Origin of the sequence: Micromonospora tarensis (genome assembly GCF_016803395.1) — a bacterium.
GTDB classification, from domain to species: domain Bacteria; phylum Actinomycetota; class Actinomycetes; order Mycobacteriales; family Micromonosporaceae; genus Micromonospora; species Micromonospora tarensis.
In genome coordinates this window covers 1-20,099 of record NZ_JAEVHL010000058.1, presented here as the reverse complement: position 1 = coordinate 20,099, position 20,099 = coordinate 1, and the positions used below count along the sequence as shown (strand labels likewise).

Here is a 20,099-nt window from a genome sequence, read left to right as displayed (position 1 = left end):
CAAGGGTGCTGAATCGGATCGACCTTCGCGACGGTCTCGGCGACCCGCGTCGCCTGCTGCCCCGTGCCCAGCTCGACGTGTCGGTCGCCGTCGAGCGCATCCGGCCCCTGGTGGAGGCGGTCCGCGACCATGGGTACCCGGCGATCCGGGAGGCCAGCGAGCGGTTTGACGGTGTCTCGCCCGAGGTGCTGCGGGTGCCGGCCGAGGCGATCACCGAGGCCGAGGGGGTGCTCGACCCGGCGGTGCGGGCCGCGCTGCTGGAGTCGATCAGCCGGGCCCGTCGGGTGCACGCCGACCAGCGGCGCACCGACCACATCACCAAGGTGGTGCCCGGCGGCACGGTCACCGAGCGGTGGCTGCCGGTCGACCGGGTCGGCCTCTACGTGCCCGGTGGCCTGGCGATGTACCCGTCGACAGTGGTGATGAACGTGGTGCCCGCCCAGGCGGCCGGGGTGCGGTCGCTGGTGGTGGTCAGCCCGCCGCAGCAGGACAACGGCGGCCTGCCCGACCCTCGGGTGCTCGCGGCCTGCGCGTTGCTCGGCGTCGACGAGGTGTACGCCGTGGGCGGGGCCCAGGCGGTGGCGATGCTGGCGTACGGCGCGGCGGTGGACCCGGCGGGTGAGCTGCGCTGCAACCCCGTCGACCTGGTCACCGGCCCCGGCAACATCTGGGTGACCGCCGCCAAGCGGCTGCTGCGGGGCGTGGTCGGCATCGACGCCGAGGCCGGGCCGACCGAGATCGCCATCCTGGCCGACGACACGGCCGACCCGGCGCACGTCGCCGCCGACCTGATCAGCCAGGCCGAGCACGACCCGCTCGCCGCGAGCGTGCTGGTCACCCCGTCGCTGGCGTTGGTCGAGGCGGTCGAGCGGGAGCTGGCCCGGCAGGTGCCGGCGACCAAGCACACCGAGCGGGTGACCACGGCGCTGACCGGTGAGCAGAGCGGTGTGGTCCTGGTCGACGACCTGGAGGCGGGGCTGCGGGTGGTCGACGCGTACGCGGCCGAGCACCTGGAGATCCAGACGGCCGACGCCCGGGAGTGGGCGCTGCGGGTCCGCAACGCCGGGGCGATCTTCGTGGGCGCCTGGTCGCCGGTGTCGCTCGGCGACTACTGCGCCGGCTCCAACCACGTGCTGCCCACCGGCGGCTGCGCCCGGCACTCCTCCGGGCTGTCCGTGCAGTCCTTCCTGCGCGGGGTGCACCTGATCGAGTACACCGAGGCCGCGCTGCGCGACGTCGCCCCGCACGTGGTCACCCTGGCGAACGTGGAGGACCTGCCCGCGCACGGCCAGGCGGTCCAGGCCCGTTTCCCGGGAGGGGCGGCGTGACCAGCCCGGCGGAGCTGCCGATCCGTGCCGACCTGCGTGGGCTGTCGCCGTACGGCGCGCCCCAGCTGGACGTGCCGGTGCGGCTCAACACCAACGAGAATTCGCACCCGGTTCCGGAGCCGGTGGTCGAGGCGATCAGCAAGGCGCTCGCGGCCGAGCTGCGCGAGTTGAACCGCTACCCGGACCGGGACGCCGTGGCGCTCCGCGCCGACCTGGCCGAATATCTCGGCCACGGGCTCACCGTCGAGCAGGTGTGGGCGGCGAACGGCTCCAACGAGATCCAGCAGCAGTTGCTGCAGGCGTTCGGCGGGCCGGGGCGCAGCGCGCTCGGTTTCGTCCCGGCGTACTCGATGCACCCGCTGCTGGCCCTCGGCACCGGCACCCGTTGGGTGCGGCCGCGCGCGGCGTCGACTTCGGGTTGACCGCCGCCGAAGCGGTCGCGCAGGTCCGTGAGCACCGACCCGACGTGGTCTTCCTCTGTTCGCCGAACAACCCCACCGGCACCGCCCTGGACCCGGCGGTGGTCGCCGCGGTGCTCGACGCCGCGCCGGGCATGGTGATCGTCGACGAGGCGTACGCCGAATTCGCCCGGCCCGGGACGGTCAGCGCCCTCGCGGTGCTGCCCGGCCACCCACGGCTGGTGGTCACCCGGACGATGAGCAAGGCGTTCGGCTTCGCCGGTGGGCGGCTGGGCTACCTGGCCGCCGACCCGGCGGTGGTGCGGGCGGTGCAGCTGGTCCGGTTGCCGTACCATCTCTCCACGCTGACCCAGGCCGCCGCTCGCGCGGCGGTGGCCCACCGGGATGCCCTCCTCGGTACGGTGAGCGCGATCATGGCGGAGCGGGACCGGATCGTGGCGACGCTGCGTGAGCGCGGGCTGCGGGTCGCCGACAGCGACGCCAACTTCGTGCTCTTCGAGGTGGGCGGCGACCAGACCGTCGTCTGGAACGCCCTGCTGGCCCAGGGGGTGCTGGTCCGTGATGTCGGCCTGCCCGGCTGGCTGCGGGTGACCGCGGGCACCTCCGCCGAGACCGACGCCTTCCTCGCTGCGATGGAGACAGTTACATGAGCCGGACCGCCCGGGTGGAGCGGATCACCAAGGAGACCAAGGTCCTCGTCGAGATCGACCTCGACGGCACCGGCGCCGCCGAGATCAGCACGGGGGTCGGCTTCTACGACCACATGCTGCACCAGATCGCCCGGCACGGCGGTTTCGACCTGACCGTCCGCACCGTGGGTGACCTGGAGATCGACGCGCACCACACGATCGAGGACACCGCGTTGGCGCTGGGTGCCGCGTTCGACGAGGCGCTGGGCGACAAGGCCGGCATCCGGCGCTACGGTTCGGCGACCGTGCCGATGGACGAGGTGCTGGTCCGGGCCGCCGTTGACCTGTCGGGTCGGCCGTACGTGGTGCACGACGAGCCGGTGCTCGCCCCGTACATCGGGCCGGTCTACGCGACCAGCATGACCCGGCACATCTGGGAGTCCTTCGGCCAGGCGGCCCGGGTGACCCTGCACGTCGACGTGTTGCGGGCGGCCCGGCCGGGCGGCCACCCGGACGCGCACCACGTGGTGGAGGCGCAGTTCAAGGCGGTCTCCCGGGCGTTGCGCGAGGCGACCGCGATCGACCCTCGGGCGGCCGGCGCGATCCCGAGCACGAAGGGTGCGCTCTGATGAGCGCGAGGAGTGCAGCGCAGCGGAGCCCCGCAGTCGCGCATGAAAGGCGGCTCTGATGAGCGCGAGGAGTGCAGCGCAGCGGAGCCCCGCAGTCGCGAATGAAGGAGGGCTCTGATGGGCGCCGCGCTGCCGACGTTGTTGTTGATCCTTGCCGGGGTGCTGGTCGGTGGCGCCTGGTCGCTGTACCGGCAGGGCGCGCCGAAGGGCGTGGTGGTCATCACCGCGCTGCTCGCGGTGCTCGCCACGGTCGGCGGGGTGCTGTGGCTGCTGCCGGGGGAGAACGCGTGAGCGCCGTGGTGGTGCTCGACTACGGTTCGGGCAATCTGCGCTCGGCCGAGCGGGCGCTGGCCGCCGCCGGCGCGGACGTGCGGGTGACCGACGACCTGGCTGCCGCGGCGGACGCGGACGGCCTGGTGGTCCCGGGTGTGGGGGCGTACGCCGCGTGTATGGCCGGGATCGAGGCGCTCGGCGCCGGTCCGGTGATCGCCGAGCGGGTCGCCGCCGGCCGGCCGGTGCTGGGCATCTGCGTGGGCATGCAGGTGCTCTTCGAGCACGGCGACGAGCACGGTGTGGTGACCAAGGGGCTCGGGTTGCTGCCCGGCGGGGTGACCCGACTGGCCGCCGACCGGCTGCCGCACATGGGTTGGAACACGGTCCGGGCCCCCCGGGAGTCGGTGCTCTTCGCCGGGCTGGCGGCGCAGAGCCGGTTCTACTTCGTGCACTCGTACGCGATGGGTGACCCGGCGGCCCTGGCCGCCGCCGGTGCCACCGTGACCACCGCCCACCACGACACGGATTTCGTCGCCGCCGTGGAGCGCGGTCCGCTGTCGGCGGCCCAGTTCCATCCCGAGAAGTCCGCCGACACCGGTGCCGCGCTGCTGCGCAACTGGCTGGCCACGTTGCCCAGTGGTGGTTGAGCGACGGGGCGTGACGTCCGGTCGGCGGGCGTCGCGGTGAGCCGGGAACGCGCCCGGCGGCGGGCGGAACGGGAGGCCGAGCAGGCCCGGGAGCGGGCGGTGCGGCAGCGCCGGGTCGCCCGCCGGCAGCGTCGTCGCGCGGTGGTCCGCCGGTTGACGCCGCGGCTGCGCCGGGGCCGCTCCGGGCGGTTGGCCCGGCACACCCGGGGTGAGCGGGCCGCGATCGTGCTGCTCACCGGTGCGACGCTGATTCTGATCTGGACGTTCGTCGACAACCTGGCGCTGCGTGTCGCGCTGATCGTGCTCTTGTTGCTCGTACTACCGGCGATCGTCGTGATCGCTCTGGACCGTCGTACCTGATCGAGGAGAAGACGTTGAGCCTCACCCTGTTGCCCGCCGTGGACGTCGCCGACGGCCGGGCCGTCCGGCTCGTGCAGGGCGCCCTCGGAAGCGAGAGCGTCTACGGTGACCCGTTGGAGTCCGCGCTGGCCTGGCAGCGGGACGGCGCCGAGTGGATCCACCTGGTCGATCTGGACGCGGCGTTCGGTCGGGGCACCAACGCGCACCTGCTCGCCGAGGTGGTGCGGCAGTTGGACGTGCAGGTGGAGCTCTCCGGCGGGATCCGGGACGACGAGTCGCTGCGGGCCGCGCTGGGCACCGGGGCCGCCCGGGTCAACATCGGCACCGCCGCGCTGGAGGACCCGGTCTGGTGTGACCGGGTGGTGGGGGAGTACGGCGACCGGGTGGCGATCGGGTTGGACGTGCGGGGTCGCACCCTCTCCGCACGGGGCTGGACCCGCGACGGCGGCGACCTGTACGAGGTGCTGGAGCGCCTGGACAAGGCGGGCGCGAGCCGGTATGTCGTCACCGACATCACCAAGGACGGCACGATGCGCGGGCCGAACCTGGACCTGCTGCGTGAGGTGTGCGCCCGCACCGACCGGCCGGTGATCGCCTCCGGTGGGGTGTCCACGCTGGACGACCTGCGGGCGTTGGCGGGCCTGGAGTCGGTGGGGGTGGAGGGGGTCATCGCCGGCAAGGCGCTCTACGCGGGCGCCTTCACGGTGGCCGAGGCGCTGCGGACCCTGGCCGAGGCGTGACGACCACCCGGCTCGGCTCGGGTGGTCCGTGGGAGCGGCGGTACGGCTACTCGCGGGTGGTGCGCGCCGGTGACCTGGCCTTGACGGCCGGCTGCACGGCGACTGTGGACGGTCGGGTGGTGCACCTGGGTGACGCCGCCGCGCAGACCGCGCAGGCGCTGCGGATCGGGTTGGCGGCGCTCGCCGAGGTGGGTGCGGAGCCGGGTGACGTGGTTCGGACCAGGATGTACGTGACGGACCGGCTGCACGCCGACGAGGTGGGCCGGGCGCACAACGCCGTCTTCGGCGCGGTCCGGCCGGCGGCGACCCTGGTGGTGGTCGCCGGTCTGCTGGATCCGGAGCACCTGGTCGAGGTGGAGTTGGAGGCGTACCTCGGCGACCGTTGAGGTACGCCGGGCGGGCCGGCCCCCCGCACCGATAAGTTGTGCACAACTTAATTGCGCGCTACGGTTCAACGGTGACCGATGATCTGGTGCTGCGCCGGCAGGTGTGCTTCGCGCTCTACACCGCGTCGCGCGCCCTGACCGACGTCTACCGGCCGATCCTCGACGAGTTCGGGTTGACCTACCCGCAGTATCTGGTGCTGCTGGTGCTCTGGGAGCGTCCCGACGACGCCCCCACGGTGTCCGAGCTGGGCACCGAGCTGCGGCTGGACTCCGGCACGCTCTCCCCGCTGCTGAAGCGGCTGGAGGGGGCGGAGCTGGTGGTGCGGCGGCGGTCGGCCCGCGACGAGCGGCGGGTCGAGGTGGGCCTCACCGAGCGGGGTCGGGCCCTGCGCCAACGGGTCGAACACATCCCGATGTGCGTCGCCCAGGCCACCGGGCTGGGCCTCGCCGAGCTGGTCGCGCTGCGCGACACCCTCACCCAGGTCACCGACACCATCCACCGACAGAAGGAGCAGTGACCATCATGCAGGTGCTCTACACCGCGTCCGCGACCGCCACCGGCGACGGCCGGGACGGCCACGTCGAGACCTCCGACGGCACCTTCACGCTCGATCTGGCCGTGCCGAAGGAGATGGGTGGCGCCGGTGGCGCGGCCAACCCGGAACAGCTCTTCGCCGCCGGCTACGCGGCCTGCTTCCACGGCGCGCTGCGGCTGGTGGCCCGCCGGGCCAAGGCCGACGTGACCGGCTCCGTCGTCGGCGCCGAGGTGGGCATCGGCCCGAACGGCAGCGGCGGCTTCGGGCTCACCGTGCGGCTCGTCGTCGACCTGCCCGCCGTGCCCCGCGAGGCCGCCGAGCAGCTGGTCGAGCAGGCCCACCAGGTCTGCCCGTACTCCAACGCCACCCGCGGCAACATCGACGTGGCGCTGACCGTCCGCGAGACCCTGCCGGCCTGACCGGCCGCCGCACCCGGACGAAGGGACGACCACCCCGTGACCAGCAACCGCGAGATCCACCTGGCCAGCCGCCCGACCGGCTGGCCGGTCGAGGACAATTTCCGGCTCGTCAAGACCGACGTGCCGACGCCGGGACCGGGCCAGATCGTGGTCCGTAACCAGTACATCTCCGTCGACCCGTACATGCGCGGGCGGATGAACGACGTCAAGTCGTACGTGCCGCCCTACGCGCTCGACGCGCCGCTCGACGGCGCCGCGATCGGCGAGGTGGTGGCCAGCGAGTCGGCCGCCATCGCCGTCGGGGCCACCGTCCTGCACGGGCTGGGCTGGCGGGAGTACGCGCTGCTCGACGCCACCGCGGCCCGCCCGGTCGACCCGGCTCTCGCCCCGGTCAGCGCGTACCTGAGCGTGCTGGGCATGACCGGGCTGACCGCGTACGCCGGGCTGCTGGAGGTGGCCGCGATGAAGCCCGGGGAGACCGTCTTCGTCTCCGCCGCGGCCGGCGCGGTGGGCAGCCTGGTCGGCCAGATCGCCAAGCTGAAGGGTGCCGGCCGGGTGGTCGGCAGCGCCGGCTCGCCGGCCAAGGTCGAGCGGCTGCGGGCGTTGGGCTTCGACGCCGCGTTCGACTACCACGACGGGCCGGTCCGCGACTCGCTGGGGACGGCCGCGCCGGACGGCGTCGACGTCTACTTCGACAACGTCGGCGGCGACCACCTGGAGGCGGCGATCTCGGCCATGAACCGGCACGGCCGGGTCGCCATCTGCGGCATGATCTCGCAGTACAACGCCACCGAGCCGCCGGCCGCTCCGCGCAACCTGGCGCTGGTCATCGGCAAACGGCTCACCCTGCGGGGCTTCCTGGTCAACGACCACAACGACGTGCGTGACGCGTTCGTCAGTGACGTGGCCGGCTGGTTGCGCGAGGGCACGCTCTCCTACGACGAGACGATCGTGGACGGCATCGAGAACGCGCCGGCCGCGTTCCTCGGCCTGCTGCGCGGCGACAACCTGGGCAAGATGCTCGTCCGGGTGTGACGCCCGCCCCTTCCACGGCGGTCGACCCGAACGGGTCGGCCGCCGTGTCGTGCGCGGAGGATAGGCTCGCGGCATGACGGTGGCGGTACGGGTGATCCCGTGTCTTGACGTGGACGCCGGGCGGGTGGTCAAGGGGGTCAACTTCCTCGACCTGCGCGACGCCGGCGACCCGGTGGAGTTGGCCGCCGCGTACGACCGGGCCGGCGCGGACGAGCTGACCTTCCTCGACGTCACCGCGTCCTCCAGCGACCGGGGCACCATGCTCGACGTGGTGCGGCGCACCGCCGAGTCGGTGTTCATCCCGCTGACCGTCGGTGGCGGGGTTCGACAGGTCGGCGACGTGGACACGCTGCTGCGCGCCGGGGCCGACAAGGTCGGGGTGAACACCGCCGCGATCGCCCGGCCGGAGCTGATCGCCGAGATCGCCGACCGGTTCGGCCGGCAGGTGCTCGTGCTCTCCCTCGACGTGCGCCGGGCCACCACCGACAGCACGCCCAGCGGCTTCGAGGTCACCACGCATGGTGGCCGACGCGGCACCGGGATCGACGCGGTGTGGTGGGCGCAGCGGGGCGCCGAGCTGGGCGCGGGGGAGATCCTGCTCAACTCGATGGACGCCGACGGCACCAAGGCGGGGTTCGACCTGGAGCTGATCGCCGCGGTGCGGGCGGTCGTGGACGTGCCGGTGGTGGCCAGTGGCGGCGCCGGCGAGGTGGCCCACTTTCCGCCCGCGATCGGTGCCGGCGCGGACGCGGTGCTCGCCGCCAGCGTCTTCCACTTCGGTGAGCTGACCGTGGCCGAGGTCAAGGACGCGCTGCGTCGCGGCGGCCACCCGGTGCGCTGAGCCGGTCAGTGCTCCCCGGAGTGCCCCTCCGGTGACCGGCGGGGCGTGGGGATCGAGCGGACCGCGTATTCCTGGACGGCGGCCGCGTGGTCGGCCTCGTCCAGGATCCAGTCGGCCCGGCCGGGCGCGTGGCGGCGGGTCAGCACGCCCTGCACGGTGTCCACCATGGTCGCCACCCCGGCGCGTGGGCGGGTACGCCAGAGCTGCTCACCCTCGGCGGTGATCCGGAACCAGCCGTCGGCGACGCTGACCAGGCCGGCACCGACCAACCGCTGGACCGCGGCCTCCACCTCGTGCCGCTGCGGGATCGTGTGGTTGAGGTGGTCGGCGGTGGAGAGCACGTCGGTCAGGCGGACGCCCTCCGGCCGTCGACTCGTCGCCGACCGACGGTGCCGCCCGGCCCCACTCGCGATGACCAGCGATACGAAGATCCAGGCGTCCGTCCAGTGCCAACCGTTCTCCCCCATGCAGAGATGATGACGGCGCGCGTCGCGGAAGGGAACACCCACCCTCCATCCTCGTATGTCGCACCACCACGACGTACCGGTGCGCGGACGGTCGGTGAGGGTTCAGCCGGTCGGCGCGACCGACGCGGCGTCGCCCGGCGTGGGTGTCGCGCTGCCGCGGGCGGTGCTTTCGGGCACGGCGAACAGCGGGATGAAGAACTGGGCCAACGGACCGATGGCCAGCGCGTACGCGACGGTGCCCACGCCGACCGTGCCGCCGAGCAACCAGCCCAGCGCCAGCACGGTGACCTCGATGACGGTGCGCACCAGCCGGACCGACCGGCCGGGCCGGCGGGCCACGTACCCGGTCATCAGGCCGTCGCGGGGGCCGGGCCCCAACCGGGCGCCGAGGTAGAGAGCGGTGGCGGCGCCGTTGGCGACGATCCCGGTGATCAGCATCGCGATCCGGAGGCCGAGCGGATCCGTCCTGGGCAACAGGGCCACTGTGGCGTCCACGACCAGGCCGATCACCACGACGTTGCTGACCGTGCCGAGGCCGGGCCGCTGCCGCAGCGGGATCCAGAGCAGCAGGACCAGCGCGCCGACGCCGATGGTGACGGTGCCGAAGGAGAGGTCGGTCAGCTTGGAGAGCCCCTGGTGGAACACGTCCCACGGGTCGAGGCCCAGGTGCGAGCGGATCATCAGGGCCATGCTGACGCCGTAGAGCACGAGCCCGAGGTAGAGCTGGACCAGCCGCCGGACCGGTCGGTGCCGCAGATTGCCAATCAGTGCCATGCATGCCACCCTAGGTGCCAATCCTCGTCGAGGAAGAGGCCAATATTCGAGGAGTGGCCATGACCGGGCAGGTGCGGGGCGTCCAATTGGCCCGTCTTCTCGGGCAGTGGCATGCCCTGCCCGGCCGGCGACGCAGCCCCGACTACGCCGCACTCGCCGGCGCGGTGCGCGGTCTGCTCGCCGACGGTCGGCTGCCGCTGGGGGTCCGCCTGCCCGCCGAACGGGAGCTGGCCGAGGCGTTGCGGATCAGTCGGACCACTGTCACCGCCGCGTACCGGCAGCTGCGCGAGACCGGGCACCTGGCCAGCCGTCGGGGCGCCGGCAGTTGGACGATGCTGCCCGGCAACCACCGGGTGGCCAGCACCGGCCTGTGGACGCCGATGGACGACCGGGAGATGCTCGACCTCGGCGTCGCCGCGCTGGCCGCCCCGCCCGAACTGTTGACGGCCGCCCGAGCCGCCAGCGAGGACCTGCCCCGTTATCTGGGCGGGGCCGGCTACCACCCGACCGGCATCATCGAACTGCGCGAGGCGGTGGCCGACGCCTACAGCGCCCGGGGGCTGCCCACCTCGGCCGACCAGATCATGGTCACCAGCGGCACCCAGCACGCCCTGGACCTGGTGTTGCGACTCGCCCTGGCCCCCGGCGGCAGTGTCCTGGTGGAGTCCCCGACCTACCCCAACGCGCTCGCCGCGCTGGCCGGCCGCCGGGCCCGGATCACCACCCACGGCCTGGCCGCCGACGCCGGCTGGGAACCCGACCTGCTGCTGGGCAGCCTCCGGCAGACCCGGCCCAAGCTGGCCTACCTGATTCCGGAGTTCCAGAACCCGACCGGGCACCTGATGCCCGCCGAGCTGCGGGAGAGCGTGGTGGCCGCCGCGCACGCGGTCGGCACCGACCTCATCATCGACGAGTCCTTCGTGGACCTGGCGATGGACGGCACCGAGCCGCCACCCCCGGTCGCCGCCTACGACCGGCACAGCCGGGTGGTCAGCATCGGAGGGATGAGCAAGCCCTACTGGGGTGGCCTGCGGATCGGCTGGGTGCGCGCGTCCGCGCCCCAGGTGCAGCGGCTGGCCGCCGTCCGGGTCGGAGTGGACATGGCCAGCCCGGTGCTGGACCAGCTGGTCGCGGTGCACCTGCTCGCCGACGCCGAGGCCATCGTGGCCGACCGCCGGGTCCAGTTGGCCGTCCAGCGCGACGCCCTGCTCGGCGCGCTGGCGCATCGGCTACCCGAATGGCGGGTCACCGTGCCACGGGGTGGCGTGACGCTCTGGGCCGAGTTGGACGGCCCGGTCTCCAGCGCGCTGGCGCGGGCCGCGGAGGAGGTCGGCGTCCGGCTGGCGCCCGGCCCCCGGTTCGGCCTGGACGGCACCCTGGAGCGCTTCCTGCGACTGCCGTTCACGCTGCCCGCGACCGATCTCGTGGAGGCCGTCGCCCGGATCGCGGCGGTCCGCTACGACCTGGACCGGACCGGTCGTCAGCGGTGGCGGGAGCCGGCCGTCATCGCCTGAGCCGTCGCCGACGCCGGTGGCCCCGCACCCGGCCGGGTGCCGGGCCACCGGCGACGCGTCAGAGCTCCGCGAGGGTGCCGGCGTACATCTTGTCGATCTCGGTGGCGAAGTTGCTCTCCACGCCACGTCGCTTGATCTTCAAGGACGGGGTGATCTCGCCGTCCTCGATCGTCAGGTCGCGCGGCAGGATGGCCACCTTCTTGATCGTCTCCCAGCGGTTGAGCTTGGCGTTGAGCTGGGCGACGTACTCCTCGACCATGGTCTGCGCCTCCGGCGAGGCGACGATCTCGGCGTAGCCGCGCCCCTCCAGCGGGCCGCCGGCGACCCAGCCCCGGATCGCGTCCGGGTCCAGCGTGACCAGCATCGTGCAGAAGTTGCGGGCCTGACCGATGACGACCGCCTGCGAGGTGTACGGGCAGATGGCCTTGAACATCCCCTCGATGTGCGACGGCGCGATGTACTTGCCGCCCGAGGTCTTGACCAGGTCCTTCTTGCGGTCGGTGATCCGTAGGTAGCCCTGCTCGTCGAGCCTGCCGATGTCACCGGTACGGAAGAAGCCGTCCTCGGTGAACGCGGCGGCGGTCTCCTCCGGCAGGTTGTGGTAGCCGCGCATCACCGGCCGACCCCGCACCAGGATCTCCCCGTCGGTGTCGATCCGGCACTCCAGGTCACCCATCGCCCGGCCCACCGTGCCGATGCGCAGCCCCGCCGGCGGGTTGACGAAGTTGCCGGCGCTGGTCTCGGTCAGGCCGTAGCCCTCGGAGATCGGCAGGTTCGCCGCGGCGAAGAAGGTGGCGATCTCCGGGCTGAGCGGCGCGGCGCCGGACACCAGCACGCGCATCCGGCCGCCCAGGCGGGCCTGGAGCTTGCTGAACACCAGCTTCTCGGCCAGCCCGTAGCGCAGCCGCAGCCCCGCCGGCACCGGCTTGCCGGCCTGCTCCAAGCCGATCTTCTGCTTGCCGACGCCCACCGCCCAGGTGAAGATCTTCGCCTTCGCGCCGCCGGCGCCCTGTGCGGTGGTCACCGCCTTGTTGTAGACCTTCTCGAACACCCGGGGAGCACCGCACATCAGCGTCGGACGGATCACCGAGAGCAGGTCGACAAGCTTGTCCACCCGCCCGTCGACGTAGGTGGGCAGGCCGACGTGGATGGCGCCGCAGAGCAGGGTCTTGCCGAACGAGTGGGCCAGCGGCAGCCACAGGTACTGCAGGTCGTCGTCGCGCAGCAACCCGACCTCCGCCTGCGCCACGGCCTCCCAGCACCAGCCACCGTGCAGCAGCTCGACGCCCTTGGGTTGGCCGGTGGTGCCGGAGGTGTAGATCAGGGTGGCCAGGTGGTCCGGGCCGATGCCGGCCACCAGCATGTCGATCAGATCCGGCTCGGCGGCCAGCGCACCGGCGCCCCGCTGCTCCAACTCGGCGAGCGTCAACTGCGGAATCGCCGCGGCCGGGTCGACCGCACCGTCGAGGAGCACGACGTGGGTCAGCGCGGGCAGGTTGGCACCGGCGATCTTCGCCGCCTGGGTCGGGTTCTCCGCGAACAACACGGTCGACCCGGAGTCGGCGATGATGTACGTCGCGTCCGCCGGCTCGGTGGTGGGATAGACGGTGGTGGTCGCGCCGCCGGCGCACATGATGCCGAGGTCGACGATCACCCAGTCCAGCCGGGTGTTGGCGAGGATCGCCACCGGGTCCTCCTGGCCGACGCCCAGGCTGTGCAGGCCGGCGGCGACCGCCTTGGCGCGCTGGCCCACCTGGTGCCAGGTCAGCCAGGCCGGCCCGGAGTCGTCGGGGTTCGGGGAGGCGAACGCGTTCCGGTCGGGGGTGGCCGCCACGCGCTTGAGGAACATATCCGGGATGGAGCGGTACGGTACATCGAGAGCCATCGCTGTAGCCGCCTTCGGGGGTGGTGGCGTGACGGTCGTCACGTCATGATGGTTACCGAAGAGTATTGCCTGGCGCTGCGCGTCGGCTAGTCCCGGTGATCGTCCGGCCGTCCCGTCCCGCTCACCGGTAGGGTCGATCAGGCGTACCGGGCAGCCACCACCGACCAGTCGTAGGTGGCCCGGACCCAGTTGCGCCGGGCGGTCAGCGCGTGCCGCATCCCGTCGTCCCCCTCGGCCAGGAGCGCCTCCTCCGCGTCCAGGTAGGTCGCCAGCCCCTGGTTGAACCGGTTCGCGACCGCCCGCAGCGCGGTCACCTCGTCCGCCGCGCCGTCCTGGGCGATCACCGTCACCAGGTTGTGCGCGTCCGGGTCGGCCCGGCTCTCCTTGCCGTAGGAGAAGAGGTCGTTGCACCAGCAGACCAGGTCCACCGCGAGCAGGTCCAGGGCGACCAGCCCCGGATCGGCGCGCTGGGTCGGACCGGAGGGCCGCGTCGAGGCCAGGTCGGTCAGGGTGAGGCAGGGATGCACGCCGCCGATGTGCCGACGCAGCTGGACGTACTCCGCCATCTCGGGCACGCGTCGACGCTCCCGGTTGCCCGCCTCCCAGAGCAACGCCAGCAGGTACTCCCGCATCTGGCTGACGAACCGCAGCAGCAGCCCCGGGTGCCCGTGCAGCCGGGCCCGGCGGCAGAGGTCGTGCAGCGCGTCCCCCAGCGGCCCGACGGCGGGCGGTACGACGTCGGGGTCGCCGCACCGGTCCAGCACGTCGAGCAGGGTGCTGATCGCCGGCCCCAGTCGGACCGGATCGGCGCCGAGGCCGTCCTCGTCGCAGGCGTCGTCCATCACGAAGAGCCAGCTGATCAGGTCGGTGAGCAGCCGCAACCCGTCCACCGAGCCGTCCTGGCAGGCGCGGCCAGCCAGGCCGGCGGCGTCGGCCAGGAGTAGCCGGTGCACCCGTTGGCTGGAATCGACCAGCCCGAACGCCCGCGCCCACTCGACGCTCTCGTCCGCCACCTGCTCCGTGGCAGCATGGCGCCCCGTGGGGAACGGGGGTTCCCGCAGCGCCGAGATCGCGAAATCACGCACAGTGCGCCCCCACTTTCATGCCGCCCGGCGCGGAACGGCGCGGTGAAGCGTACGGGAGGACGCATCAGCATGTTTCGCTGGGTGTGGGAAACAGCACAGCTGTTCCGTGCTCGGTTGGCTGCAGAGGATCAAAAGCCCAGGTTGGCACCGCGCAGTCGGTTCGCGGCCTGCACCGCGCCGTTCAACTGGACCCGGGCCACCCGTTGCCGGCCGGAGAGGAAGAGCACCAGCTCACCCGGCGCGCCGACGACCCGCAACGGTTCACCGCCGCGGCCGACGGAGATCTCGCCGTGGCCGGGCGCCTGCACGTAGAGGTCCGCCGGAAACCGGCGCAGGGCCAACCGGGCCATCGGGGCGGCCCGCTTCCAGAGCGCGCGTTGCAGGTCGGTGGGCAGGTCACGGGGCCGCCACCCGGAGCTGGCCCGCCGGACGTCCTCGTGATGGATGAAGAACTCCATCAGGTTGGCCACCTCGTCGGTCAGCGGGTTACTGATCGGGCTCCACAGCGGTGGCCGTCGTACCTGCGCCACCAGCTCGGGGTAGGGCCGCACGGCGAGTTGACGCCGGACCCGCTCGGCGTAGCCGCGCAGGGGCGGCAGCACGATCCCGCCCGCCGCGTCCGGACGGCGCTCCCGCAGCACCAGGTGCGCGGCGAGGTCGCGGGTCGCCCAGCCCTCGTTGATCGTCGGGGCGGCCGGCCCGAGGGCCAGCAGGAGATCGGCCAGCGCCTCGCGCTCGGCTCGGGCGTACCGCGGCATGGCCCGATCGTAGGCCCGGTGGCCCGTCGGCGCGCGCCAGTGAACCCGGGTCGACGCCGCCGCTCGCCGCCGTCCGGTACGTGACGGTCGACATATCCGGTCAGGGTCGGCGGTGGCGGCCCCGACCGGTAAGGATGAGGGAGATAATTGCGGCTTACGGCGGGGGAGAGCGTGGCGAGCAGGACAAGTCGGGACGTTCTCAGTCGAGGGCTGAGCGTCCTGCGACAGGCGATCCGGGAACAACCGCGGATCTTCGCGGTGGCGGTCGTCGGCAGCGTGCTCTTCGGCGGGATGATCATTGTCAGCGCCCGGGTCGTCGGGTCGGTCGTCGGCGGGGTGGCGCTGCCCGCCATCGAGCGCGGCGAGGTGGGCGCCGGCACCCTGGCGCTGGCCGCGACGGCGTTGTTCGGGATCAGTGTGCTGCGGGTGGCGGGCATCGTCGGCCGCCGGCTCGGCGCCGGCTACATGCAGTACCGCCTCCAGGCCGCCTACCGCCGCCGAGTCACCCGTCGGTACCTGGAACTGCCGCTCTCCTGGCACCACCGCAACTCCACCGGCACCCTGCTGTCCAACGCCAACTCCGACGTGGAGGCGGCCTGGTACCCGATCGCGCCGCTGCCCTTCGCCGTCGGCACGCTGGTGATGCTGGTCGGCGCGATCGTGTCGCTCTTCGCCACCGACTGGGCGCTCGCCCTGGTCGGCCTCGCGGTCTTTCCCGCGCTGTTCGCGCTCAACGTCGTCTACTCCCGCCGGATGGCCCCTCGGCAGGCCCGGGCGCAGCGCCTGCGGGCCGAGGTCAGCGGGATCGCCCACGAGAGCTTCGACGGCGCCCTGGTGGTCAAGACGATGGGCCGCGAGGCCCAGGAGACCGCCCGGTTCGCGGGCCGCGCCGGCGAGTTGCGCGACTCGCTGATCGCGGTCGGTCGGCTGCGCGGCATCTTCGACCCGCTGTTGGAGACGCTGCCCAGCCTGGGCACCCTCGCCGTGCTGGTGGTGGGCGCGTTCCGGCTGCGTCAGGGCGCGATCAGCGTGACCGAGCTGGTCAGTGTGGCCTTCCTCTTCACCGTGCTGGCCTTTCCGGTGCGCGCCATCGGGTGGGTCCTGGCCGAGCTGCCGCGCAGCGTCGCCGGCTGGGACCGGGTCCGCCGGGTGCTCGACGCCACCGGCGAGATGCCGTACGGGCGGCGGGTGCTCGACCCGGCCGGGGCCGGCCCGGCCACCCTCACCTTCGACGACGTGCACTACTCCTATCCGCCGGCCGAGGCGCACCAACCCGGCGCGCGGGTCCTCGGCGAGGTGGGCTTCACGGTGCCGGCCGGTCGCACTGTGGCACTGGTCGGGCCGACCGGCGCCGGCAAGTCCACGATCACCTCGCTGGCGGTGCGCCTCGTCGACCCGGACGCCGGCTCGGTCACGGTGGACGGGGTGGACGTCCGCGAGTTGACCTCCGCGTCGCTGGCCGGCACGGTGGCCCTGGTCGCGCAGGTGCCGTTCATCTTCGACGACACGGTCCGCGCCAACATCGCCCTCGACCGGCCGGGTATCGACGACGAGGTGGTCTGGGCGGCGCTGCGGCTGGCCGAGGCGGACGGGTTCGTCGCCGCGTTGCCCGAGGGTCTGGACACCATGGTCGGTGAGCGGGGCACCTCACTCTCCGGCGGTCAGCGGCAGCGGCTCACCCTGGCCCGCGCGCTGGCCGGTCGGCCCCGCCTGCTGGTGCTCGACGACGCGACGAGCGCGGTGGACCCGCGGGTCGAGGCGGCCATCCTGGCCGGGCTGCGCTCCTCGACCGGCGAGGCCGGGGTGCCGGCCGCGTCGATCCTGGTGGTGGCGTACCGCCGGGCCACCATCGCGCTCGCCGACGAGGTCATCTACGTGGAGCAGGGACGGGTGGTCGCCCGGGGCACCCACAGCGAGTTGTTGGCCACCGTGCCCGGCTATGTCGACCTGGTCACCGCCTACGAGCAGGCCGAGGTCGACCGCGTGCAGGACAGCCCGTACGACGACGAGGTCGCGCCGTTGCCGTCGGGCCTGGAAATCGAGGTGGACCGGTGAGTGCGAGGAGTGCAGCGGAGCGGAGCCCCGCAGTCGCGAACGGAAGGCGGGCCCGGTGAGTTCAGGGGTGGGTACCGACGAGCGCGGGGCGCGGGAGGAGACGACCTGGCAGACCCTGCGCCGGGGGTTGGCGCTCTCGCCGGAGCTGCGCACCGGCCTGGCCGGCACGTTGGCGTTGGCGTTGGTCTACATGGTCGGTCGGGTCGCCGTGCCGGTCGCCGTGCAGCAGGGCATCGACCGGGGCATCGTCGGTGGTCTGAACCTGAATGTGGTTTGGTCGGTGGTCGCGGTCACCGCGGCGATCCTGGCGATCACCACGCTCTGCGGCTACCTGATGATGCGCCGGTTGTTCACGGTCAGCGAGACGGCGCTGGCCAACGTGCGGACGCGGGCGTTCCGGCACGTGCACGACCTGTCGATGTTGCACCAGCAGTCGGAGCGACGCGGCTCGCTGGTCTCCCGGGTGACCAGCGACGTCGACCAGATCACCCAGTTCCTCCAGTGGGGCGGGGTGATCCTGCTGGTCAACCTGGGTCAGCTGGTGGTCACCACCGCCGTCATGCTGGCGTACTCCTGGCAGTTGACAGTTGTGGTGCTGGCCGCGTTCCTGCCGGCGGTGTTCGTGATCCGGCAGCTGCAACGCCGCCTCGGCACGGCGTACGCGACGGTGCGGCAGCGCACCGGCACGTTGCTCGGCGCGATCGGCGAGAGCGTGGTGGGCGCGCCGGTGATCCGGGCGTACGGGATCGCGGGACGCACCGAGCGGCGGCTGGACGAGGCGATCGACGGGCAGCGTCTGGCCCAGCAGCGGGCCATCCGGATCAGCATCGTGGGCAGCTCGGTGGGCGAGTTGGCGGCGGGGTTGGCGCTGGCCGGTGTGGTCGTGCTCGGGGTGCTGCTGGGGGTGGACGGCACGCTGTCGATCGGCCAGTTGACGGCGTTCCTGTTCCTGGTGACGCTCTTCATCCAGCCGGTGCAGATCGCCACCGAGGTGCTCAACGAGGCGCAGAACGCGATCGCCGGTTGGCGTCGGGTGCTGGACGTGCTGGACGTCGCCCCGGACGTGGCCGACCCGGGGGAGCAGGGGCGGGAGCTGCCGGGTGGACCGCTGGACATCCGGTTCTCCGGGGTGCGGTTCGCCTACCCGGGTGGTCCGCCGGTGCTGCACGACATCGACCTGGAGATCGCGGCGAAGAGCCGGGTGGCGGTGGTCGGTGAGACCGGCAGCGGCAAGACCACGTTCGCCAAGTTGCTGACTCGGCTGATGGACCCGTCGGCGGGGGCGGTGCTGCTCTCCGGGGTGCCGCTGGCGGACGTCCGGTTCGACTCGCTGCGTTCGCGGGTGGTGATGGTGCCGCAGGACGGGTTCCTCTTCGACGCGACGGTGGGGGACAACGTCCGGTTCGCCCGACCGGAGCTGACCGACGAGCAGTTGACCGCCGCCTTCACCGAGTTGGGCTTGTCGGACTGGTTGGAGGGTCTGCCGGCGGGCCTGAACACGCCGGTCGGGGAGCGGGGCGAGGCGCTCAGCGTGGGGGAGCGGCAGTTGGTGGCGTTGGCCCGTGCGTACGTGGCCGACCCCGACCTGCTGGTGCTCGACGAGGCGACCAGCGCGGTGGACCCGGCGACCGAGGTGCGGTTGCAGCGCACCCTGGACGCGGTCACCCGGGGTCGGACCACCCTCGCGATCGCGCACCGGCTCTCCACGGCGCAGGCCGCCGACGAGGTGATCGTGGTGGACCGGGGGCGGGTGGTGCAGCGCGGGCCCCACGACGAGCTGGTCCGCGATGCCGACTCGGTCTACGCGCTGCTCTACGCCTCCTGGCTGGAGCAGACCCGGTGACCTGCTGCGGCGGTGCGGTGGACGGCGCGGGGCGGGTGCTCTAGGCTCCGGCTTAGGTAAGCCTAACCTTTGAAGGAGTCGCGCCCATGCGGCCCAATCCCGCCGAGATCGTCCGTACCCTCGTCGCCGGTCGCCTGCCCGGTCTCGTTCACCTCGCCCACCGCCCGGGCCCGCACCACGCCCGACACGTGACCGACCCGGACGGGCGGGTGCTGCTGTTGGTGCCGGTGGCCAGCCACCTGGCCGCCGCCCTGCATCCGGCGGCCGGGGGCGGCGACGTCGCGGTGGTGCTCGACGTGCTCGACCTGCCGCCCGCCGCGGGCGCGCCCGGTCTGGGTCGCGCCTGGGTCTCCGGCTGGGCGGCCGAGCTGCACGGCGACGAGGCCCGCGACGCGGCGGTCGAGTTCGCCGCTGTGGAGCCGACCGGGGACCTGCTCGACCTGGGCACCCGGTTCCGGCTGTTCCGCTTCGAGGTGGTCGAGGTCCGCTGGGAGCGGGCCGGCGTGGTGCGCCGGGTCGACCCGGGGGAGTACGCCGAGGCGGAGCCGGACCCGGTGCACCCGGTCGAGGCGCGCCTCCTCACCGACCTCGCCGAACGCCACGGCGCCCAGGTGACCGCGTACCTGCGCCGGCAGCTCGGGTTGACCGAGCAGACTCCGGACGGGCCGCCCCGGGTGGTGCGGGTCGACCGCTACGGGCTGGTGGTCGCCGTCGGTCGACCCGGTGCCCGGCGCCGGATCCGGCTGGCCTTCCCCAGCCCGGTGGCCGACCCGGCCGAGCTGTCGCGGCTGCTGCCGCCGCTGCGACTCCCGGCCGACGCCCGCCCGCCGTTCTGAGCGTGGGTCAGCTGGGCAGCGGGCCGGTGAGGTAGCGCTGGATGGTCGGACCGACCGCGGCGGCCAGGGTCTCCGCGTCCGCCGAGGCGACCGGCTCCAGGCGCACCACGTGCCGCATCATGGCCAGGCCGATCATCTGGGTGGCCACCAGGGAACCGCGCAGCGGCAACTGGGCCGGGTCGACGTCGAGCTGTTCGAGCACCCGGCGCAGCACCTGCGTCGTGATGAACTCGCGGAGCAGCCGCGCGGTCCACTCGTTGCTCACCGCCGAGCGCAGCAGCGCCACCCCCGCGCTGCCGGCCGGGGAGTCCCAGACCCCGAGGAAGATGCGGACCATGCGCTCGCCGACGCCGTCCCGGTCGCCGGCGAGCACCTTCGGCACCAGCTGACCGGGGTCGACCGGAAAGTTCATCGCGGCCAGGAAGAGCTGGTCCTTGCTGCCGAAGTAGTGGTGCACCAGCGCCGGGTCGACCTCCGCCGTGCCGGCGATGGCACGGATCGAGGCGGCGTCGAAGCCCCGCTCGGCGAACGCCGTGCGCGCCGCGTCGAGAATCGCCTCCCGGGTGCCCGGTTTGCCGGGTCGCCGGCCGGTCCGCCGCGTCATCGCCGCCCCTCGTTCGTCCAGCCGGTCGCGTCGTGG

Annotated in this window: 21 protein-coding genes and 1 pseudogene; 16 read left to right on the top strand and 6 right to left on the bottom strand. The window is 73.0% G+C overall.

Annotated elements, in window-relative coordinates; translation table 11 throughout:
• Window positions 1-5 precede the first annotated feature (5 nt).
• The 12 genes and pseudogenes from hisD to hisF all read left to right on the top strand — a co-directional run bounded on the left by hisD (window position 6) and on the right by hisF (window position 8,242).
• Window positions 6-1,328: a histidinol dehydrogenase gene (gene hisD / locus JM949_RS14290; RefSeq protein WP_203148976.1), complete on the top strand. Its 1,323-nt coding sequence runs from the start codon at window positions 6-8 to the stop codon at window positions 1,326-1,328.
• Window positions 1,325-2,397: pseudogene (locus JM949_RS14285) on the top strand (histidinol-phosphate transaminase). The gene hisD and the pseudogene JM949_RS14285 overlap by 4 nt, the downstream one beginning before the upstream one ends.
• Entirely contained in the window at window positions 2,394-3,005 is a 612-nt protein-coding gene (gene hisB / locus JM949_RS14280) for an imidazoleglycerol-phosphate dehydratase HisB (RefSeq protein ID WP_203148975.1), read from the top strand. Before JM949_RS14285 ends, hisB begins: the two are co-directional and overlap by 4 nt.
• Window positions 3,006-3,122: 117 nt before the next feature.
• A complete protein-coding gene (locus JM949_RS14275; protein WP_203148974.1) occupies window positions 3,123-3,296 on the top strand; it encodes a hypothetical protein in 174 nt (57 codons plus the stop codon).
• Window positions 3,293-3,925, top strand: a complete 633-nt coding sequence (hisH, locus tag JM949_RS14270) for an imidazole glycerol phosphate synthase subunit HisH (RefSeq protein WP_203148973.1) — start codon at window positions 3,293-3,295, stop codon at window positions 3,923-3,925. Before JM949_RS14275 ends, hisH begins: the two co-directional genes overlap by 4 nt.
• Before the next feature lie 36 nt (window positions 3,926-3,961).
• Window positions 3,962-4,285, top strand: coding sequence for a hypothetical protein (locus JM949_RS14265; protein WP_203148972.1), 324 nt, complete (start codon window positions 3,962-3,964; stop codon window positions 4,283-4,285).
• Window positions 4,286-4,299: 14 nt separating this feature from the next.
• A complete protein-coding gene (gene priA, locus JM949_RS14260; protein WP_203148971.1) occupies window positions 4,300-5,025 on the top strand; it encodes a bifunctional 1-(5-phosphoribosyl)-5-((5-phosphoribosylamino)methylideneamino)imidazole-4-carboxamide isomerase/phosphoribosylanthranilate isomerase PriA in 726 nt (241 codons plus the stop codon).
• Window positions 5,022-5,411 (top strand): RidA family protein, encoded by a 390-nt coding sequence (locus JM949_RS14255; RefSeq protein WP_203148970.1) that lies wholly within the window; start codon window positions 5,022-5,024, stop codon window positions 5,409-5,411. The genes priA and JM949_RS14255 overlap by 4 nt, the downstream gene beginning before the upstream one ends.
• A gap of 71 nt (window positions 5,412-5,482) precedes the next feature.
• The gene (locus JM949_RS14250; protein WP_203148969.1) at window positions 5,483-5,929 is read left to right on the top strand and encodes a MarR family winged helix-turn-helix transcriptional regulator; all 447 of its coding nucleotides are present in this window, start codon (window positions 5,483-5,485) and stop codon (window positions 5,927-5,929) included.
• A gap of 5 nt (window positions 5,930-5,934) precedes the next feature.
• A complete protein-coding gene (locus JM949_RS14245; protein WP_238433154.1) occupies window positions 5,935-6,366 on the top strand; it encodes an organic hydroperoxide resistance protein in 432 nt (143 codons plus the stop codon).
• A gap of 36 nt (window positions 6,367-6,402) precedes the next feature.
• The gene (locus JM949_RS14240) at window positions 6,403-7,401 is read left to right on the top strand and encodes an NADP-dependent oxidoreductase (protein ID WP_203148967.1); all 999 of its coding nucleotides are present in this window, start codon (window positions 6,403-6,405) and stop codon (window positions 7,399-7,401) included.
• 73 nt (window positions 7,402-7,474) lie between these two features.
• Window positions 7,475-8,242, top strand: a complete 768-nt coding sequence (gene hisF, locus JM949_RS14235; protein ID WP_203148966.1) for an imidazole glycerol phosphate synthase subunit HisF — start codon at window positions 7,475-7,477, stop codon at window positions 8,240-8,242.
• 5 nt (window positions 8,243-8,247) lie between these two features.
• Here the strand turns inward: hisF and JM949_RS14230 are convergent, their stop codons facing one another.
• Together JM949_RS14230 and yczE are read right to left on the bottom strand one after the other, a co-directional pair.
• Entirely contained in the window at window positions 8,248-8,709 is a 462-nt protein-coding gene (locus tag JM949_RS14230; RefSeq protein WP_203148965.1) for a hypothetical protein, read from the bottom strand.
• Between the two features lie 102 nt (window positions 8,710-8,811).
• A complete protein-coding gene (gene yczE / locus JM949_RS14225) occupies window positions 8,812-9,483 on the bottom strand; it encodes a membrane protein YczE (protein WP_203148964.1) in 672 nt (223 codons plus the stop codon).
• A 59-nt stretch (window positions 9,484-9,542) separates the two neighbouring features.
• On the opposite strand from yczE, the gene yczR reads away from it, so the two are divergent.
• A complete protein-coding gene (gene yczR / locus JM949_RS14220; protein ID WP_203148963.1) occupies window positions 9,543-10,997 on the top strand; it encodes a MocR-like transcription factor YczR in 1,455 nt (484 codons plus the stop codon).
• 58 nt (window positions 10,998-11,055) lie between these two features.
• On the opposite strand, the gene JM949_RS14215 is transcribed toward yczR, so the two are convergent.
• From JM949_RS14215 to JM949_RS14205, 3 genes are all read right to left on the bottom strand, one after another.
• On the bottom strand, window positions 11,056-12,882 hold the full coding sequence (locus JM949_RS14215; protein ID WP_203148962.1) for an AMP-dependent synthetase/ligase: 1,827 nt from the start codon (window positions 12,880-12,882) through the stop codon (window positions 11,056-11,058).
• Window positions 12,883-13,019: 137 nt separating this feature from the next.
• Window positions 13,020-13,967 (bottom strand): terpene synthase family protein, encoded by a 948-nt coding sequence (locus JM949_RS14210; protein ID WP_203148961.1) that lies wholly within the window; start codon window positions 13,965-13,967, stop codon window positions 13,020-13,022.
• Between the two features lie 128 nt (window positions 13,968-14,095).
• On the bottom strand, window positions 14,096-14,725 hold the full coding sequence (locus tag JM949_RS14205) for a TIGR03085 family metal-binding protein (RefSeq protein WP_203148960.1): 630 nt from the start codon (window positions 14,723-14,725) through the stop codon (window positions 14,096-14,098).
• 171 nt (window positions 14,726-14,896) lie between these two features.
• Here JM949_RS14205 and JM949_RS14200 point away from each other — a divergent pair, with 171 nt between their 5' ends.
• The 3 genes from JM949_RS14200 to JM949_RS14190 all read left to right on the top strand — a co-directional run bounded on the left by JM949_RS14200 (window position 14,897) and on the right by JM949_RS14190 (window position 19,459).
• Window positions 14,897-16,780: an ABC transporter ATP-binding protein gene (locus JM949_RS14200; protein ID WP_203148959.1), complete on the top strand. Its 1,884-nt coding sequence runs from the start codon at window positions 14,897-14,899 to the stop codon at window positions 16,778-16,780.
• Between the two features lie 67 nt (window positions 16,781-16,847).
• Window positions 16,848-18,623 (top strand): ABC transporter ATP-binding protein, encoded by a 1,776-nt coding sequence (locus tag JM949_RS14195; protein WP_203148986.1) that lies wholly within the window; start codon window positions 16,848-16,850, stop codon window positions 18,621-18,623.
• An 86-nt stretch (window positions 18,624-18,709) separates the two neighbouring features.
• Window positions 18,710-19,459, top strand: coding sequence for a DUF2470 domain-containing protein (locus JM949_RS14190; protein WP_203148958.1), 750 nt, complete (start codon window positions 18,710-18,712; stop codon window positions 19,457-19,459).
• A 7-nt stretch (window positions 19,460-19,466) separates the two neighbouring features.
• On the opposite strand, the gene JM949_RS14185 is transcribed toward JM949_RS14190, so the two are convergent.
• Window positions 19,467-20,063: a TetR/AcrR family transcriptional regulator gene (locus JM949_RS14185; RefSeq protein ID WP_203148957.1), complete on the bottom strand. Its 597-nt coding sequence runs from the start codon at window positions 20,061-20,063 to the stop codon at window positions 19,467-19,469.
• Window positions 20,064-20,099 lie beyond the last annotated feature (36 nt).